This window comes from Entomomonas sp. E7T21 (assembly GCF_058693955.1).
Window position 1 is genome coordinate 1,645,665 of sequence record NZ_CP191672.1, and the last position, 16,709, is coordinate 1,662,373.

At 36.3% G+C, this 16,709-nt stretch carries 22 protein-coding genes; 20 read left to right on the forward strand and 2 right to left on the reverse strand.

The features are described from left to right. Positions 1-31: 31 nt before the first annotated feature. The 3 genes from ACQVD9_RS07960 to ACQVD9_RS07970 are packed head-to-tail and all read left to right on the forward strand — an operon-like array spanning position 32 to position 3,356. Positions 32-1,447 (forward strand): integrating conjugative element protein, encoded by a 1,416-nt coding sequence (locus ACQVD9_RS07960; protein ID WP_264745516.1) that lies wholly within the window; start codon positions 32-34, stop codon positions 1,445-1,447. 3 nt (positions 1,448-1,450) lie between these two features. Next, complete coding sequence (locus ACQVD9_RS07965; protein ID WP_264745517.1) at positions 1,451-1,795, forward strand: hypothetical protein; 345 nt, start codon at positions 1,451-1,453, stop codon at positions 1,793-1,795. Continuing rightward, positions 1,785-3,356, forward strand: a complete 1,572-nt coding sequence (locus tag ACQVD9_RS07970; RefSeq protein WP_264745518.1) for a conjugal transfer protein TraG N-terminal domain-containing protein — start codon at positions 1,785-1,787, stop codon at positions 3,354-3,356. Before ACQVD9_RS07965 ends, ACQVD9_RS07970 begins: the two co-directional genes overlap by 11 nt. 48 nt (positions 3,357-3,404) lie before the next feature. On the opposite strand, the gene ACQVD9_RS07975 is transcribed toward ACQVD9_RS07970, so the two are convergent. Beyond that, the gene (locus tag ACQVD9_RS07975; RefSeq protein WP_264745519.1) at positions 3,405-3,749 is read right to left on the reverse strand and encodes a DUF3742 family protein; all 345 of its coding nucleotides are present in this window, start codon (positions 3,747-3,749) and stop codon (positions 3,405-3,407) included. Between the two features lie 476 nt (positions 3,750-4,225). Here ACQVD9_RS07975 and ACQVD9_RS07980 point away from each other — a divergent pair, with 476 nt between their 5' ends. The 17 genes from ACQVD9_RS07980 to ACQVD9_RS08060 all read left to right on the forward strand — a co-directional run bounded on the left by ACQVD9_RS07980 (position 4,226) and on the right by ACQVD9_RS08060 (position 15,876). After that, positions 4,226-4,528: a hypothetical protein gene (locus ACQVD9_RS07980; protein WP_264745520.1), complete on the forward strand. Its 303-nt coding sequence runs from the start codon at positions 4,226-4,228 to the stop codon at positions 4,526-4,528. Positions 4,529-4,624: 96 nt separating this feature from the next. Then, positions 4,625-4,921 carry a hypothetical protein gene (locus ACQVD9_RS07985; protein ID WP_264745521.1) on the forward strand — a complete coding sequence of 99 codons (297 nt, stop codon included), beginning with the start codon at positions 4,625-4,627 and terminating at the stop codon, positions 4,919-4,921. Between the two features lie 97 nt (positions 4,922-5,018). Next, a complete protein-coding gene (locus ACQVD9_RS07990) occupies positions 5,019-5,387 on the forward strand; it encodes a hypothetical protein (RefSeq protein WP_264745522.1) in 369 nt (122 codons plus the stop codon). Positions 5,388-5,565: 178 nt separating this feature from the next. After that, positions 5,566-5,826: a hypothetical protein gene (locus ACQVD9_RS07995; RefSeq protein ID WP_264745523.1), complete on the forward strand. Its 261-nt coding sequence runs from the start codon at positions 5,566-5,568 to the stop codon at positions 5,824-5,826. 427 nt (positions 5,827-6,253) lie between these two features. Beyond that, positions 6,254-6,856 (forward strand): DUF3275 family protein, encoded by a 603-nt coding sequence (locus ACQVD9_RS08000; protein WP_264745524.1) that lies wholly within the window; start codon positions 6,254-6,256, stop codon positions 6,854-6,856. Between the two features lie 86 nt (positions 6,857-6,942). Then, positions 6,943-7,380, forward strand: a complete 438-nt coding sequence (locus ACQVD9_RS08005) for a hypothetical protein (RefSeq protein WP_264745525.1) — start codon at positions 6,943-6,945, stop codon at positions 7,378-7,380. 94 nt (positions 7,381-7,474) lie between these two features. Next, positions 7,475-8,152 carry a hypothetical protein gene (locus ACQVD9_RS08010; RefSeq protein ID WP_264745526.1) on the forward strand — a complete coding sequence of 226 codons (678 nt, stop codon included), beginning with the start codon at positions 7,475-7,477 and terminating at the stop codon, positions 8,150-8,152. A gap of 13 nt (positions 8,153-8,165) precedes the next feature. Continuing rightward, the gene (locus ACQVD9_RS08015; protein ID WP_264745527.1) at positions 8,166-9,641 is read left to right on the forward strand and encodes a DUF6094 domain-containing protein; all 1,476 of its coding nucleotides are present in this window, start codon (positions 8,166-8,168) and stop codon (positions 9,639-9,641) included. 111 nt (positions 9,642-9,752) lie between these two features. Next, positions 9,753-10,082 carry a hypothetical protein gene (locus ACQVD9_RS08020; RefSeq protein WP_264745528.1) on the forward strand — a complete coding sequence of 110 codons (330 nt, stop codon included), beginning with the start codon at positions 9,753-9,755 and terminating at the stop codon, positions 10,080-10,082. After that, the gene (locus ACQVD9_RS08025) at positions 10,075-10,431 is read left to right on the forward strand and encodes a hypothetical protein (RefSeq protein WP_264745529.1); all 357 of its coding nucleotides are present in this window, start codon (positions 10,075-10,077) and stop codon (positions 10,429-10,431) included. Before ACQVD9_RS08020 ends, ACQVD9_RS08025 begins: the two co-directional genes overlap by 8 nt. Positions 10,432-10,498: 67 nt before the next feature. Then, complete coding sequence (locus ACQVD9_RS08030) at positions 10,499-10,825, forward strand: hypothetical protein (RefSeq protein WP_264745530.1); 327 nt, start codon at positions 10,499-10,501, stop codon at positions 10,823-10,825. After that, positions 10,822-11,151 carry a hypothetical protein gene (locus ACQVD9_RS08035; RefSeq protein WP_264745531.1) on the forward strand — a complete coding sequence of 110 codons (330 nt, stop codon included), beginning with the start codon at positions 10,822-10,824 and terminating at the stop codon, positions 11,149-11,151. Before ACQVD9_RS08030 ends, ACQVD9_RS08035 begins: the two co-directional genes overlap by 4 nt. A 113-nt stretch (positions 11,152-11,264) precedes the next feature. Further along, positions 11,265-13,616: a DEAD/DEAH box helicase family protein gene (locus ACQVD9_RS08040; protein ID WP_264745532.1), complete on the forward strand. Its 2,352-nt coding sequence runs from the start codon at positions 11,265-11,267 to the stop codon at positions 13,614-13,616. Positions 13,617-13,684: 68 nt separating this feature from the next. After that, a complete protein-coding gene (locus tag ACQVD9_RS08045; protein ID WP_264745533.1) occupies positions 13,685-13,846 on the forward strand; it encodes a hypothetical protein in 162 nt (53 codons plus the stop codon). Between the two features lie 122 nt (positions 13,847-13,968). After that, complete coding sequence (locus ACQVD9_RS08050) at positions 13,969-14,664, forward strand: hypothetical protein (RefSeq protein WP_264745534.1); 696 nt, start codon at positions 13,969-13,971, stop codon at positions 14,662-14,664. A gap of 90 nt (positions 14,665-14,754) precedes the next feature. After that, the gene (locus ACQVD9_RS08055; RefSeq protein ID WP_264745535.1) at positions 14,755-15,456 is read left to right on the forward strand and encodes a hypothetical protein; all 702 of its coding nucleotides are present in this window, start codon (positions 14,755-14,757) and stop codon (positions 15,454-15,456) included. Between the two features lie 9 nt (positions 15,457-15,465). Continuing rightward, on the forward strand, positions 15,466-15,876 hold the full coding sequence (locus tag ACQVD9_RS08060; RefSeq protein ID WP_264745536.1) for a hypothetical protein: 411 nt from the start codon (positions 15,466-15,468) through the stop codon (positions 15,874-15,876). Between the two features lie 67 nt (positions 15,877-15,943). On the opposite strand, the gene ACQVD9_RS08065 is transcribed toward ACQVD9_RS08060, so the two are convergent. Beyond that, positions 15,944-16,705, reverse strand: a complete 762-nt coding sequence (locus ACQVD9_RS08065) for a hypothetical protein (protein WP_264745537.1) — start codon at positions 16,703-16,705, stop codon at positions 15,944-15,946. Between the last annotated feature and the right edge of the window lie 4 nt (positions 16,706-16,709).

Below are 16,709 nucleotides of genomic sequence, written 5' to 3' on the forward strand. Positions count from 1 at the left end.
TTAAATAATGTATTGTTAAGGAAACAAGATCATGCAAAAACAAAAGATACTCACAGTCGTAATGGCTACTTTAATTTCTACTGGTGCTTTAGCTGATAATTACGCAGTTTCAGCTTCAGGTGATGTGATAGATGACTATGTGATGTATAGCATTGGCGGGGGGAATGCTACAGGTGTACCACTGACTTATACCAAGCCTAATAGTATTGGGTTAGGCCTTGAATGGAACGGTAATCTAATTTGTGGAAACATGGATATGATGGCCACAGTTCAAAATCAATTAAATGGCGTTACTAATGGCTTTCAGCAATTAATGGGAGAGGTGGTCGATGCGGCTACAGGTGCAGTATCGAGTTTACCTGCCATGTTAATTCAACGCGCTAATCCTGGTCTTTATGAATTACTTTCTAATGGTGTATTACAAGGACGTTTAGATTTTGATAAATCTAAACTGGGTTGTCAGGCCATGTCTGCTGCGTTAGCTGATGTTGTAACTAGTGTTGCTTTTGGTGGAGCAGCTGATGGTTTTGCTATGCAAGATATGTTAGGTGCTTCAGGTGGAGGAATCAGTGAAGTCATCGGATCTGGATCAGGTATAGATGCTGTCTCAGCAATGGAAGGTATTGAAAAAAATCTAGGTGATAATGGTCTTGCATGGTTAGGTGGACTATCCGCAGGTGGTAAGAATCAAGAGCCTATTCGAGTGACAGCTGACACAGTAAGAGCAGGTTACAACGCAATTAACAGCAGAGATGAAGATGATAAATCATCTATTAGTAGTGGCGATTGTAAAGGAGGTGCTGCCTGTACATTATGGCAATCACCCGAAGATGCTGAAAAGTTTGCTCAACAAGTACTGGGTGAATCAGAGCGACAAACTTGTCGTAGTGAAGGCTGTAAAACAAGTGATTCAACAGGTGGTACAGGTTTAACGCCACTGGTACAAGAAGAATATGAAAAGCGTCTTGAACTTATGCAAGAGCTTCTATCAGGTACTAAACCACTGACAGCAGAAAACTTAAAACTCGTTTCCAGTAGTATGCTCCCTGTAACAAGAGGGGTGATTGAAGCCTTAAGAGACGACCCCGATCAAAATATCTTAGCGCAACGTATTGCCTCTGAAACAGCGTTAGCTTCAGTCCTTGAAAAAGCTTTTATGCTGCTACGTATTCTACAAGCAGGTTCTAAAAATCCACGTATTGAAGAAATGAAACCAATCGCTGATGCAGTATCAGGCAATATCTTACATCTAAAAGATGAAATGGAACTGATTAAAATGGAATTGGATTTAAGACAAACATTGGCTAATAACACAGCAAGAACAGTGCTTGAACGACATGCTCTCAATGCGGTTAGCTCCAAAAATATTGAAGCCGATGATCCTAATAAAGACCGTTTTAATCAGCTAAATACTACCAAAAAAGGCTCTGGTATATCAGAGGAGTAAACCATGAATAACGTATGGAAAATATCTAAAAAGCTCCTAACGAGTTTAACAGGACTTTGTATATTAATGTTGTTTACAGCAGTCATAGTGGCTTCACTGGGTACATTGTTATCTGGTGGGCTACTGCAATGGCAAACAGCATTGAAAACAGCAACACCTTACCTCTATTTATGGCGACTGTTTATCTATGTCATTCTTGCAAGTATTTGGTACTCAACATTTAAAACCTATCGAAATAAAGCAAATCAAGCAGGTATAGAGAAAACAAAACGCCTCGGTATTATTGCATTCGTAGTGATTATTACTGTAGAAGGCTCCAAACTATGGGGGATAATCAATGACTACTAATAGTTTTTTAGAATACTACCTCACCTTACTGGCTTGGATAATCAATAATAGTATCTGGAATACACTCTTTGCTTCAGGTATTTTTGCCTTACCACTGGCAGCTATCTTGATAGAAGAATGGATAACTGCACGAGGGGAAGGAGCTGATGAGGGTAACAAAGGTGTATTAGCTCTTGCTCGTATTGAAAACAGACTCTTTATTGCTTATGTCGTGATCATCTTTTGTTGTATGCCTACCATAAATATTTCATTAGAACATATGAAATTTGATTCCAGTCGAAGTACTGCCTGTGGTGTGAGTGTACCTGAACCGAGTGAAACAGGTTATGCTACAAGCTTTGAAATGATAGGTGATCAATCAGCCAGTGTACCTATTTGGTGGTTCTTAGTACACTCCATCAGCAAAGGGATAAGCGCAGCAGCTACCGCTTCAATTCCTTGTAGTCCAGATATACGACAAATCTCAATGGAAGTGGATACTACTCGTATTGAAGATCCCATGTTATTGCAAGAAGTTTATGACTTTACTAATGACTGCTATGGCATAACACGAGCTAGACTGTTCCATAACAAACCTACTTTAACAGATGAACAAGCCTATGATGTGAAATGGATAGGTTCTGACTACTTACTCAATACATCAGGCTACTATGACTCCAGTTACTCAAAGGTTCCTCGTAAAAGTTGGCCTTGGAATGAGACACGAGACTCAGGTAGGGCAAGGGTAGCCAATGGAGCAGGGTATCCCACCTGCAAACAATGGTGGGCTGATTCAGGCATTGGACTTAGAGCTAGATTAGTTAGTGCAGTAGATCCTACCTTATGGACAAGGCTAAAAGGATGGATTACTTGGTCCAGTTCCAAAGATATAGAAAATGCTACCTTAAGACAACTGGTGAGTCCTGAACACCAAAAGAAAGCCATGTCCACAGGTGAAATATTTAAAGGCTATGGAGCAAGTGGTAGACCAGGGTATATGAATGGTATTGGTCATGGTATTAATAATTCAGTGAGTAACGTTGGTTTATTGGTAGATAAGGCACAATACTATCCTAGAATGAATGCCATACGTACTGCATTACCCATGATACAGTCATTTTTAATTATGGCCATGATAATTGCTTTACCTATATTAATGGTCATCAGTACCTATAATTTAAAAACTGTATTTACTATAACCTTTGGCATGTTCACTTTACATTTTTTAACATTCTGGTGGGAGTTGGCACGATGGGCGGATTCATCGCTACTAACCGCACTGTATAAAAATGAGAGTTGGGGATCTATGGCAAAATCTTATATACCCGTAGCCAATTTAGCAATGGATGGTACTGTACAATCACAGGTAATGGATTTTGTTAATGGTTCATTATTTATTGTGTTACCTATGTTCTTCTTATCAGCAATGGCGTGGGCAGGATATCATGTGGGTAGTGCAGTAGGAGGGTTAATGGAAAAAGGATCTGGTGCAGCAGGAGATGCAGCAGCTTCAGGAGCAAATGTTACAAAGCAAATAGCAACAGCAGCAGTAAAAACAGTTGCCACAGGTAAACCTAAATAATTAAAAATTTAAATCATAAAAAAAGGCTGAATTCAATTCAGCCTTTTTTTAGTTGTCATACATTGTAGGGTATTTTGTCATATGCTCAATAGTGCCATAAGTTTCTTCTCGTGCTTTTCTCTCTTTTTCTTGACGTTCTTTTGAGAAATCTGCAACAAAAAAAGCAACTATAGCTAATACAATAACTAAAAGCCATGCAAATAAAAAGAGTAAAACAGCAACCAGTGCTAATTTAACAATAAAGCCTAAGATACGAACTAAAGGATAGCCGAATGAAAACTTACGTTGTAGAGCATTGGCTAATTTGATTTCTTGGATAGTTAATAATTGATAGCCACGACCTAGCATTCTACGTGTTCTTTGTAGTAATGTTCCTTTTGCTTGTGTAATCATGACGATAATTCCTATTATTAAAAATCCTTATTGTCTTTTTAACATAAAATAGCTACTGAATAAAGTGGTTCCAACAAGAAAAATGTAAAAGAAAGTAATTTATTGGATAGTTTTTTAGAGTAATAATTTTGTGTACAGTGTACACAGAATTATTAACTCACTCTTTTTTGAATTGAGCTTGACAAATATATTAATTCTTTTAAAAATATAGCTACATATTGTCATTGCTAATGACATATGCCCAGTGAGCTAAAGACCTTTAAAGTTCAGTACAACGTTGTTGTATGGTCAATATAAGCTGACTAAAGCTCTCGGAAGCGTCAGCGGTTGCTGTTTTATACAGTGATGAGGGTTTTCTAAAGACAAATATATTTTGTAAACAGTGTTTACAAAAATTATCTACTCACCCAAACGGGGAAATATTTCCCTGTTTCCATGCGGTGAGGTGTTTCTCCGTTTTTTATATGGAGAAACTTATGGATAACGTATCATCTTATAGCTTGTGTTTTGAAGGATGTATAGAGCAAGCTAATCAAACTGAACCTAGAAAAATTGCTATCACCATAGTGAATGTTGATAAGCATGATATTGGTAAAACAAGTATATATATAAGTTTTACTGATGCAATTTCCTGTCAAATGGCAAGAGATATTCTAGGTGATAAGGATTGGGAACTGATTTCAGATATAGAGCTTCATGGAGCTTTAGTAGATGGAGTCGGGTATAAAATCCAAAACCATTATTTTAAAAACCTATTTGCTCATCTATCTCTTGGATGATAAATATAGTTTTGTAATTGCTTAACCCCATAAGGGAAATACTTTTTCCTTTATGGGATTGGTGTTTCCTTAATATTTTATTTAAGAGGAAAGATCATGAAAGTAATTAAATCGGTTTATCTTTTTATTAAACATTTATTGCTAAGTGTTTTTAAGACTAAAAAACAATCATTTAGTGATGAAGAACGAAAAAGACTAGATGCTACATTCAGAAGGATTTGTGCTATTGAGTGTGAAATGTTTGCAGACGAGCCCAAATCTGAAGTAAAAGGTAAAAAGTTTCTGGAGTGTTCAGAGGGTATTTTTATATTACCTGATAATTTTACAACAGATGATTTTTTATCAATACGAGGACTGGTAAGAGTTAAGCCAGAGCCAAAGCTAAAAATATAAAATTGCTAATTTGCAATTGCTTGCCCATAAGGGAAATACTTTTTCCTTATGGGATGGGTATTTCCCTTTTTTTATTTATGTGAAAAGGAGAAACACCATGCGAATTACAAGTGCAGATATTGAAGCCATCATACTCTTATTAAAACGCCTATTAACAGGTCTTTGGATAGGTAGCAAATATATAGCTGTAGGTAATGTAGGATCTGCCAATATATCAGCTGAAACTAAGGTAGTAGATGTTAAAAAATCTTCAGCACAGAAAAGAAGATTAAGACAACTACCCCCTTTAGTAATTGAAGATGATGTATATGAAATCCCTGCTATAAAGCGACTTCGTAAAGTTGATTTAGATGTTTGGGAGGCAGAGAATGTAAAGCCTAGAGCTTTAGATTTAATAATTAAAGAACATTTTAAACAACTTACTGAGAAAGGAATGAAGCCCAGTAGTGTTTATTTTGATGTTTGAATTGAAATTATACTTATTTAATTATTATACATTACCCCACCAGGAATATGCCCTGATGGGGTATATTCCTGCAATAAATAGGAATACAAAAATGAGCGATACTCTCTATTTAAAACATATATTACATGATCAAATTGAGCCTAAACAATTTTGGTTAGAGCAATTAGCATTATAGGATATGGATGAAGCAGGTAATACACCAGAGGAGCAATTCAATCTTATTTTAGAACCAGTATCAACGTATGAATATGTTATGCAACAGATTAAAAATGGTGCTGAAATTAGAGTATCTAACAAAGAATATGGAAAAGGTATCATTACTCAAGTGTATACTGAATGTCCTGATAGTATTCTAGTTGATATTTTATTTGAGGATGAGAGAGAGCTATGTGATGTATCTCTTGGCGAGGTATTAGGTCAATATTGGAAGATATTGTAATAGCACTCATACCAATTAAACTAAATAAGTTAATTACTGACCTAAAAGTTGTAATTACTGGACGTTAACTAAGTAATATTAATACCTACAGAGCCGATCATTTGATCGGTTTTTTAGTTTATGCTTGACAAATTTCATAATAACTTTAAGAATAATAGGTACATATCGTCATCGTTGATGACATATGCCCAGTGAACCTAGACCTTTGAGGTTCAGATACAACGTTGTTGTATGGTCAATGTAAGCTGACTAAAGCTCTCGGAAGCGTCAGCGGTTGCTGTTTTTACAGTGATGGGGGTTTTCTACATACAAATATATTTTGTAAACAGTGTTTACAAAAATTATTCCATCAAATTGGGGAAATACTTTCCTCAATACTGGGACTCGTGTTTCTCCAATATCTATTTTTTATTTATTGGAGTTAATAATGATTACTATCCCAGGTACACTTACCATTGTTACATTGGATGGACGTTTTGGTCCATTTAATACAGCAAAACTTACTACCTCAATAGGCGAATTTGTTGTCAAAGACAAAGAACTTGACCAGTATAAATCGGGCAAGTATCAAGGCCAATTTGTGATAGATAAGATTAAACCTTCACATTATAGTTATGGTAATCGTTTTGTAGTTGAGTGTCGTGCTTATTTAAATAGCTTTGAACTTAACGAAAATGATGACTTAACACCTGAAGATGAGGCAGCTTTTTCTACGAATGCACAAGATCCGTTAGAAGAAGAAAAATCATTTACTTCAGATACTTCAAAAAAACATTCTAAAGCAGCTTCTCAACCTGCTAAGAATAAAGCAGATTCAAAACAAACTAATGTGTCTACAGTAGAAGCTACAACAGATAATTCATCTGATGATGAAAAGCTGTTTGGTTTACTATGGCCACTTGGTACTAGTGTAAAACTAGATTCAACTTGTAATCGAGAAACAATCCGTATGCAGAAAGCTCGGTTAAATGCACTTGGTTATGAATTTGACTATCGTACACAATTTTGGGATTTAGTAATTAACCACTAAACCAAAGCACTTCATAATTATTAATCCCGTCAGGGTATCCCTGACACGAGCACGGGATTATCCTGACCACACTATGAGGAAAAATCATGGGATGGTTATATTGTGAACATTCAAAACAGTCTTTAGTAGAAAGATTAACTAAGCCTTGGGAAGATGACGATTGTTCAGTACGTACAATTAAACATTGTATTCGTAAAGAACGAGGAGAGTTCATCCTATGGTCCGTTAATGAGTATACTTTAAAAAAAGCATGTGATTTTTATGGAAATCGACAAGTGGGTGATAAGGCCACAGAGATTCATTGTATTATTATTTCTCAACATCCAGACTATTCATCAGGTTGGAACAGTTGGGGATTCAATGCAATGACTGAATCAGCAGGTCCATATTACTACCGTTGTCCAGTTAGCTATTTAAAACTTGCTAATGCAGGTATTAATAGTGAGTGGAGAAAAGAAGTAAAAACATATCATCGAAGACTACGCAATAAACAAAGATTTATCATGCAGCTTATTCAAAATTAAGCGGCTATAAATTAAATTTCATCTTATTAACCCTCTAGGGGCATTTGCCTCTGGGTAAATGCTCCTTTTATTTATTAATAACTAATTGGAGCAGATGATGAATACAACAAATGCAGTCAGAAAAGAAGAAATACCATCTTCTACTGAAAAACACATCCACAGATTAGAAGAAATACCTGATCTCATGTGTGATGCTTGTGTGGTAGACAAATACAATAACCTAGTCTTCTTATCAGTTTGGGGACGTGATACAGCACTACAAGAGCTTTATTCGCGCATTACCTTAGCTAAAAAAGACAAAGAGTTTGGATTGGAATACCTTACTTTTAAAATAAAGGATGTACGTACACGGGTTTATGTTGGCAATGTTAAAGAGCTAACAAAGCGTTCTACTAGAACGTACAAACAAACCAAGTTTGGCACCTTATTACATACCTGGATATTTGATAAAAGTTGTATTAAGCCTGACAAAGCTAATCATACGGCATCAGTTCTACTCTGTGGTGAAATACCTATAGAAGAATTTGTGCAATATAATTGGTCAGTCATTAAAGAGTTATGCCCATTACCACTGCTTGATCATTGGGAAACAGAAATCACACCGTTATTGATTGATCATAAAATGTGTGAGGATCTGAAAACCCTTTTCGGACAAGTGGGGGGAATGCATCTAAAACTGGATGTAGCAAAGCTCGAACAACTTATTGGTGATCTTATCCTACGGAATAGATTAACCACTTATCCATCCTACCATACTGGCTTACAGCATTAATAAGGAGGCTTGTATGGCATTAATATTTCCAAGAGTCGCCGCAAACTTTGCAAGAAATGGTTATTACCCAACAGATGAAGCTACTATTGAGCGTATTCTAAATGCACTAGCTGCTAAAGACCCAAACCAACGCATCAGGATCATCGATCCGACCGCAGGTGAAGGTGTAGCAATAGCAGAAATAGCGCATCATCTAGGACGTGAAAACGTTGAAGCTTATGCTGTGGAATATAACCGTGAACGTGCTGATCATGCTAGTACCCTTGTAGACCACTGTTTACGCAGTGACCTAATGGATACAGTGATCAGCAACACAAGTTTTGGACTCCTATTTTTAAATCCGCCCTATGGTGATATGGCTCCTGGTTACAACGGAGCTATTTATGACCAAAGCAAAGGGCGAAAACGGTTAGAAAAACTGTTTTATCAAAAGAGCTATCCGATGCTCCAGTATGGAGGAATATTGACCTACATTATTCCCTACAACCAACTGGACGATGAAGTAAGCACCTGGCTTTGTAACCACTTCTCCCAATTGAGAGTTTATGAAGCTGTTGATAAACAATTTAAACAAGTGGTGATTTTTGGTGTACGCACTAAAAAATCTGATCTTGATTTAGCTGATCGTAAAAAAATGCTTGGTGTATTCAAAGCAATATACCAGGGTGAAATGAAAGCAGAAGAACTACCCCAAGATTGGCCTTATGAATCGTATCTTGTACCCAGTAGTAAAGCTGAACTACAACACTTTTATCAAGTCACTATGGACTCTGCTGAACTAGCCAGAGAAATAGCTAACTTAAAAGGATTGTGGCCAGACTTTAATCTGCACATGAAATACAAACAAAGTGTACCAAGACCACCTGTAACCAAACCTAGAGACTGGCATATTGCAATGGCTCTATCGGCAGGTGAAATATCAGGCCCTATTCACTCACCTGAAACAGGCCAAACACTGATCGTAAAAGGTGATACCCATAAAGAAAAGGTAGAACACACAGAGTGGAAAACCGAACAAGATGGCAGTAAAACATTTATCAGAACACTGATAGATAAATTTGTACCAGTCATCAAAGCATGGGATATGACCGATGGTTCACCCTATAAAGGCAAAATCATCACGATCACTACAGTAAAAGAACCAGAGCCAGAACTAAACGTCAATAATGATGAAATTGGTCTATCTACTTTATTTCCAATAGGTAGATTGCTAATGACCAGAGGTATTGATGCGCTTGTTCAACAAGGTCTTGATTTATTGCCCTATGTTACAAGGCATGGTCAAGGTGATTGGGGCGATGGTTATGCGTCTGATAACGAGCAAAATGATCGAGCCATTAAGGCGATGGTAGATGGGCACCTCTATGAGCGTGTTATGTCCACTTATACCCTTAGTCAAGAAACTGGCTTGAAAATTTGGATTATCACTGAATGGCATGGTGATGAAGATGGGCATATAACCACCGTGTTATTGCCTTCAGAATACTAGCTATTCACTAAAAAGCACTACAAAGCAATCCCTTCAACGGGTATGAAAATACCCGTGAGGAGATTCATACCCTTTTTTTATGTTTATTTTAATGAAATAAGAGGTATGAAAATGACTATAGCAACACAATACTGTAATAGTATTCATTTAACTAATGCAGTGGAGCTTGATGGAAAAATATCATTAGTAGATATATTTCTTAATGGTGTTATACGTGTTCGTGTTACAAATGAAGCTGGACACGGTAAGCAACTAAGGGTGACTTTTAACAGTGAGCAAACCATGAAACTTGCATTAAAGCATACTCATTGGGCACGCTTACCAGCAGAAGCTAACACCGTAGTTGCAGATATCCATGAGAAAGGTATCCGAGTTAAGCGGACTTTTTATAGAGACTTTGATCTTCTATCCAATTTATCGGAGGGAATGACAAATGTCTGAATTACAACAAATGATTGATAATACTAAAACAGTATTAACGTGGGGGCTTTGGACACAGCCTTTTAAAGTTACGTTTAACAGACGTATAAGAGAAGGTGTGGATAAAAAACCTGCAATGATACTAGATGGTATTAAATACATTAATATTAAAAAACATAGAGTACGTTTAACTTTTTGGAGTAAAAAGGATTGCCTGAAAGCCCTTAAGTTGACAGGTTGGACTTATACAGAGGATAAACCTACTCTCATTGAAACTTACAGACAGGGAGAATTCCTCATCTGTAATCAACATAAAATTCTTTTTGATAATGCTCTATGTGTAAGAGCAAGATCATTAGGAATGAAATAACTAACAACCCACAGGGTATGTGATTACCCTTGGGTACATTCATACCCTAATTATTTTGGAGTATGTAATGTGTGCTAATGAAAAAAATTTTATTGTTACCTTATCTAATGGACATGACCTAGAAGGTGAGTTTGTTGCAGATGAATGTGTACTTATGGGTGTTAAACATATTTCATTTAATTATATGTTTGATACAGACAGTAGCATAACAGTGCAATTTGATTCTGAAGAATCCTATCAACAAGCTTTAAAGCAGACTGATTGGAGACTGTCTTTGAATCATAATCATAGTCTAGGTATTAATTGTACTGAAGGTGCGGTAAGAGTATTTGATATTGTTTATGAAAAAATAGATGTATCTCCTGATGTAAAAGCAGAGAGGGCATCACAATGAGTACAAAAAATACTAAAGCGTTACAAGTATTAACGTTAATGTATGGTCGTTTTAATGAGGAAGATGAGCAAAGTAGTGTGTTATTAGGCCCTATGCTAACAGGTATCACTAAGTTAGCTTATTGCAATCTAACGATTAGGCTCTACTTTGATTCAAAAGAGTCATTAGCAGAAGCTAAACGCCAAACAGGATGGGAACAATATAATGATAAATCACTGATTATGCCAGGTTTTAATAATTATATAGTGACCAACGTTGCTATTCCAAATAGTGATGCTAGATCAATTGTTTACTATAGCCATTGGGATATAGAAGCAATAGGTTAATGAAAAAAACTGTGTACAGTGTACACAACATTTATAAACCCACAGGGTATGAACAATACCCTATGGGTAGCTGTGTTCATGCCCTGTTTTTCTTATTTTATTGGAGAAACAACATGAACACAGCACTACAAACGATACAAAACATACCAGGTAAGGGACTCGTACAAGACCTTAGTGTATTTATTAATACCTTTAAAGGCCAACTACTAGACTCATTAGGACAATCTAATCCACCTGTGTACACACCCGAAAAAGCCAATCCTATTCGCCAAGCGATAATGGATAACCTGAGTCGTCAGCCATTTCCTGCCCAAGCAGAGATAGTGCAAGCAGTTTGTGCGCTCTTAATAGAGCGTAATGAACCTGCGGCCATTATCAATGCAGAAATGGGTTCTGGGAAGTCGATGATGGCTATTACGATCGCAGCAGTATTATTTGCTGAAGGTTATAAACGATCATTAATTATTTCACCACCCCATTTAGTTTACAAATGGCGACGTGAAATACTAGAAACAGTACCCCATGCCAAAGTATGGGTAATGAATGGTCCTGATACATTAGCAAAGCTTCTGCAAGCCAGAGAAGCGTTAAAGGTTAAAAGTGAAGATGTGCCAGAGTTTTATATTCTTGGTCGTGTCAGAATGCGTATGGGCTACCATTGGCAACCTGTATGCAGAAAGGGACGATTTGTTGAACGTTACTTGGATGAAGCTTCACAAAAAACCTTTACTAAAATAAGACCAGCAGCCTGTTGTCCAGACTGTTTTAGTCACATTATTAATCCAAAAACAGAGCAACCTTACACACCTGAAGAGTTTTATGACATTAAAAATCAACAACAGTGTGAGAGTTGTGGTAGTAAGCTTTGGACATTAATGAATGGCAAAAAAGTCGAGGTTAAACAAAAAGGTTCAAAGGCTGAAGAAATCGAGCAACATGATTTTCGGAAGCAACTGGTTAAAGAAATGTGCAAGATTCCTACTATTGGTTCTGCAACAGCTAACAAACTCATCAATACGTTTGGTACTGAATTTATTGCGGAAATGTTGGTAGACAATGTACATAACTTTATTAACCTAATGGATGAACAAGGCGACTTAGTCTTTAATGATAGCCAAGCGGTACGTATGGAACGTGCTTTGGGCAAAATAGAGTTTAGTTTTGGGCAGGGTGGATACCAAGCCTCAGAGTTTATTAAACGCTATTTACCCCAAGGCTACTTTGATCTAATGATCGTGGATGAAGGTCACGAATACAAGAACGAAGGTTCAGCTCAAGGCCAAGCAATGGGAGTACTTGCCAGTAAAGTAAGAAAAATTGTCTTACTGACAGGTACCTTGATGGGAGGCTATGCAGCAGATCTCTTTTACTTACTGTTTCGAGTCATCACGAGCAGAATGATTGAAGATGGGTATAAGCCCAATGAACGCGGTAGTCTAGCTACAGCCTCAACAGCATTCCAACGTGATCATGGTGTATTAAAAGACATCTTTACTGAAAAACAAGGGGAAAGCCACAAGACAGCGAAGGGCAATAAAATGGTCCATCGTACCTCTAAGGCTCCTGGTTTTGGTCCTAAAGGTATTTTACGGTATGTACTACCTTTCACTGTTTTCTTGAAACTTAAGGAAATTGGTGGAGATATACTACCTGACTATACCGAGGAGTTTGTTGAAGTAGATATGACAGACGACCAACAAGAAGCTTATAACTACCTTGTTGGTACCTTAACTACCTTATTGAAAAAAGCATTAGCACGAGGGGATACCTCGCTGCTAGGTGTAGTACTTAATACCTTATTAGCATGGCCTGATTGTTGTTTTAGAGAGGAAGAAGTAACGCATCCAAGGGATACAAACGATGATGGTACACACAAAGTATTGGCGACAGTTGAAAGCCTATTTACTTCAGTGGACATCATGCCCAAAGAAGCGGAACTGATCCGAATTTGCCGAGAGGAAAAAGCGAATAATCGACGTGTTCTTGTGTATACGACCTACACACAGACCAGAGATACAACGCATAGACTCAAGACAATATTAGAGCGAGAAGGCTTTAAGGTAGGCGTCCTAAAGTGTAAACCAGAGGAACGCGAAGACTGGATTTTGGCACGAGTAGATGAGGGCATTGATATACTTATCTGCAATCCAGAACAAGTTAAAACGGGACTCGATCTTTTGGACTTTCCTACCATTGTATTCATGCAGACGGGTTGGAGTGTGTACACCATGATGCAAGCCAGCCGAAGGTCTTGGCGGATAGGGCAAACACTGGCTGTTAGAGTGCTATTTTTAGGTTATAGAGATACGACACAGATAAACTGTTTAGAACTCATGGCCAAAAAAATAGCGGTTACCCAAAGTACATCGGGTGATATACCTGATAGCGGTTTAGATTGCTTAAATCCAGACAGTGAGTCAGTAGAAATGGCATTAGCTAAACAACTACTGGCAAAAGCGGCTTAATAAACAACTCACCCACCAGGGAGAAACTTCCCTGGTGGAAGTTTCTCCTTCTTTTTAGGAGAAAAAATATGTTAGATCTATCGAACACTGTGTATAACAGTGATTATACAAAATTAGCTTATTTAATTGCACGAAGCTTAGCTGATCTGCGTTATTCATTACCCAATGATGATCAACTTCTTAGTGTAATTAAAAATGGTGATAGCTCAACCGATTTATTCCTCATGTAGAAAGCTTTTTACCAGATTATCTGATAATTAACCTAGCTGAAGAATAAAAAACTTTAACACACCCATTGGGGATACTCCCCAGTGGGAGTATCTTCAATTTTATTATTATCTTGGAGATTATTATGTCAAAAGCAATTGCAAACATTGTAAATACAGGTTATTCGTTACTAGCCTATGATTTGTATGATTTTGTGAAGAATCGGGGACAATTACCTGATGAAGACACAGTCCTACAGATATTTAAAGAGAGTACTGATTTTAATGAAGTAGGTAATCAGCTAAACCATGTATTTTTAGAATGTACCAGAGAAGCATTATTAAATGCAGTGTCTCAGGAATACAGAGAAAAAGTACGTGCTATGCTACTAATACGGGAAGATCTACAAGATAACTCTACTGAAGATCAATTTGAAATTCGATTTTTAGATAGAACGTTAGACTATGTAGATACTGCTGTACTGGATGACTTTTATTTTTCATTGAAAAAATATGAGCGAGATTACCTAGCTAATAACCTTACTAGTAAAGTAACGTTTTCATTTGAAGCTCCTAATCAATTGATAGATTCGCTGTTAGAAATAGAAGGAATAAATACCTTTCTTTATCAAACAGCAGTTGAACCATCGGATAAGAGAGAATATGAAACGTACATTTTGCACCAAGGACTTATTAGGCAATCATGGAAGTCACAAGAAGTTAGCTTTGAAAAGTTATCACAGCTTCATAGCTTAATACGCCCTTATATGGGAAATTTAAGAGATGATTCTGTGACACATCCTTTTAATGCAGAATTTATTGTGATCAATATAAAAGCTTAATAAGTCAAACACTACACCCACTGGGGAAATACAACTTCCCAGTGGGGCGTTGTGTTTCTCCAAATTAACTATTATTTATTTGGAGATTTAATGATGAGTCGTGTCATCGTGGCATTAACAGAAACTGGCTACTCACCTATTGCGGATAGTCTTTATGAGTATATTCAATTTGAGGGTAATTTACCTGAAGAAGATGAAGTTATAGCGTTATTTAAAGACAATGCAGGTAACTTATCAGAATATGGCCATAAGCTAAATAGATTGTTTATAGAGCGTGTACAACATATTTTATTATGTGGTGTTCGTACACCTATCTATGAGCAAGCTAAAAAATTGCTAAGAATTGAGGAAAATTTCTGTGAGGAGGATTCTAGTAATGATAGTTTTAAAATTAGCTTTGCTGGAATAACCTATCAAGATCCTTCTACTGAAGAATTAGAGGCCCTTGATGTAATCATTAGAAATTATAGCCTTACTTATTTACAAGACAATGTGGTAGTAGCTAATACTTATACTTTGTCGGTTCCTGCCGAGGCAGTGAATAAGATAAAAGAAATAGATACGGATGGTATTTGTGAGCCAATAGTTGATTATAGCTGTGGCGTATCCAGTACTCATATTATTGAGACAGGATATTTAAGAGAGCGAGTTGAACAAAATGGTGATGGTACAAATGTACAAGAATACTATGAAAGTATTTGGAAAATAATCAGTGATTATATTCCAAACTTTATGGAGATTAAGGCACATAAGCCTGATTTCTTAGTACTTTATGCATCCTATACAAATTAGGAAATCACTATGACAAATCAACTTTACTACACACTGTGTCAATTTAAAGGTGCTCATATTGCACAAAGTATTTATCCATTTTTAGCAGATTCAGGTCTTATTCCTGATGATGAGGATACATTAGAGTTAATCTTTGATGCTTGTTGTAGCGTTAATGGTAAAGTGACTACTAATGAAATAGCAGCATTCATGAACGTAGACCAACGAGAAAGACTAAAAACATACATTGAATGTCATTTAGTCCAAGTAGAAAACAGAGAAGTACTGAGAAAAGCACTAGTATATGATGAATATACTAATGTAAATAACCCAAGTTTGGATCTGTTTTGTATATTTTTTCAAGGTAAAGGCTATGGCCCAACAGTTGAAAATATTGAGGCATTATGCAGAGCAATCAATGAATTTGAACAAATGCTTTAGTGTTTAATTAACTTAGGACATTGTATTTAGCTGCCAAGAGAAATCCTCTTGGTAGCTAATCTTAGAATTAATTACGCCACTCTATTTTTACAGGTTCTTCTATGCATGGGATATTAGGCATTTGCTCTTTAAAGAAGATAAGTAATTCATCAAATCGATCTTTAGGACAAAATACAAAAGTTTTATAATTCTGTAATTGACCACTGAGATTATTTTTCTTTTGCCTTTGTAACGTAATGATTTTACGTTTTTTATCAATGAGTATGTGAGTAACTTCTTTCCATAATCGTTGCTTATGGTTAGTTAAAACTTTTTTAGATAAGTTTTCCTTAAATTTTAAGCGAGATAAAGCGGCTAACCCCATACCTCCAGGTCCTATTAAGGCTAACCAAAGCACTTCTGGTTGATTAGTATCAATAGCTGCATACAATATGACAATAACGCCAACAACAATAATAATAATAGTACCTATTATAAATTTTCTATTAAGATCTGTACCACTATAAAATTCTAATCCATACTCTGTACAACGATAAACAAATAAAAATTTTCCAAACAAAATAAAATAAAATAAAATAATAGGAAGTATAGGTATAGAAAAAATAATTAGCAATGGCCAACCAAATGGGTCTTCTGGTTCTCTTAAAAAGAAAAATCCTGTTATAGGTACTATTAAAAATATAAAAACTATAAAACTAAAAATGATTCTAGCAACAATAAGATTATTATTAACCGCCCAAATATCCCATGTTTTCAACATAGGGTACTGTGTGTGATACCATTTAACTTGATTATAATAATCTGGTTTAGTTTTTTTGTTGAATAACATAAAT

Bases quoted from the DNA above. Each gene is read 5' to 3' on its own strand.
- ACQVD9_RS07985 (WP_264745521.1), top strand. From the start codon at position 4,625: ATGAAAGTAATTAAATCGGTTTATCTTTTTATTAAACATTTATTGCTA.
- ACQVD9_RS08040 (WP_264745532.1), top strand. From the start codon at position 11,265: ATGAACACAGCACTACAAACGATACAAAACATACCAGGTAAGGGACTC.
- ACQVD9_RS08045 (WP_264745533.1), top strand. From the start codon at position 13,685: ATGTTAGATCTATCGAACACTGTGTATAACAGTGATTATACAAAATTA.
- ACQVD9_RS08010 (WP_264745526.1), top strand. From the start codon at position 7,475: ATGATGAATACAACAAATGCAGTCAGAAAAGAAGAAATACCATCTTCT.
- ACQVD9_RS08065 (WP_264745537.1), bottom strand. From the start codon at position 16,705: ATGTTATTCAACAAAAAAACTAAACCAGATTATTATAATCAAGTTAAA.
- ACQVD9_RS07990 (WP_264745522.1), top strand. From the start codon at position 5,019: ATGCGAATTACAAGTGCAGATATTGAAGCCATCATACTCTTATTAAAA.
- ACQVD9_RS08035 (WP_264745531.1), top strand. From the start codon at position 10,822: ATGAGTACAAAAAATACTAAAGCGTTACAAGTATTAACGTTAATGTAT.
- ACQVD9_RS07980 (WP_264745520.1), top strand. From the start codon at position 4,226: ATGGATAACGTATCATCTTATAGCTTGTGTTTTGAAGGATGTATAGAG.
- ACQVD9_RS08005 (WP_264745525.1), top strand. From the start codon at position 6,943: ATGGGATGGTTATATTGTGAACATTCAAAACAGTCTTTAGTAGAAAGA.
- ACQVD9_RS08020 (WP_264745528.1), top strand. From the start codon at position 9,753: ATGACTATAGCAACACAATACTGTAATAGTATTCATTTAACTAATGCA.
- ACQVD9_RS08025 (WP_264745529.1), top strand. From the start codon at position 10,075: ATGTCTGAATTACAACAAATGATTGATAATACTAAAACAGTATTAACG.
- ACQVD9_RS08060 (WP_264745536.1), top strand. From the start codon at position 15,466: ATGACAAATCAACTTTACTACACACTGTGTCAATTTAAAGGTGCTCAT.
- ACQVD9_RS08015 (WP_264745527.1), top strand. From the start codon at position 8,166: ATGGCATTAATATTTCCAAGAGTCGCCGCAAACTTTGCAAGAAATGGT.
- ACQVD9_RS07965 (WP_264745517.1), top strand. From the start codon at position 1,451: ATGAATAACGTATGGAAAATATCTAAAAAGCTCCTAACGAGTTTAACA.
- ACQVD9_RS07960 (WP_264745516.1), top strand. From the start codon at position 32: ATGCAAAAACAAAAGATACTCACAGTCGTAATGGCTACTTTAATTTCT.
- ACQVD9_RS07995 (WP_264745523.1), top strand. From the start codon at position 5,566: ATGGATGAAGCAGGTAATACACCAGAGGAGCAATTCAATCTTATTTTA.
- ACQVD9_RS07970 (WP_264745518.1), top strand. From the start codon at position 1,785: ATGACTACTAATAGTTTTTTAGAATACTACCTCACCTTACTGGCTTGG.
- ACQVD9_RS08000 (WP_264745524.1), top strand. From the start codon at position 6,254: ATGATTACTATCCCAGGTACACTTACCATTGTTACATTGGATGGACGT.
- ACQVD9_RS08050 (WP_264745534.1), top strand. From the start codon at position 13,969: ATGTCAAAAGCAATTGCAAACATTGTAAATACAGGTTATTCGTTACTA.
- ACQVD9_RS08055 (WP_264745535.1), top strand. From the start codon at position 14,755: ATGATGAGTCGTGTCATCGTGGCATTAACAGAAACTGGCTACTCACCT.
- ACQVD9_RS07975 (WP_264745519.1), bottom strand. From the start codon at position 3,749: ATGATTACACAAGCAAAAGGAACATTACTACAAAGAACACGTAGAATG.
- ACQVD9_RS08030 (WP_264745530.1), top strand. From the start codon at position 10,499: ATGTGTGCTAATGAAAAAAATTTTATTGTTACCTTATCTAATGGACAT.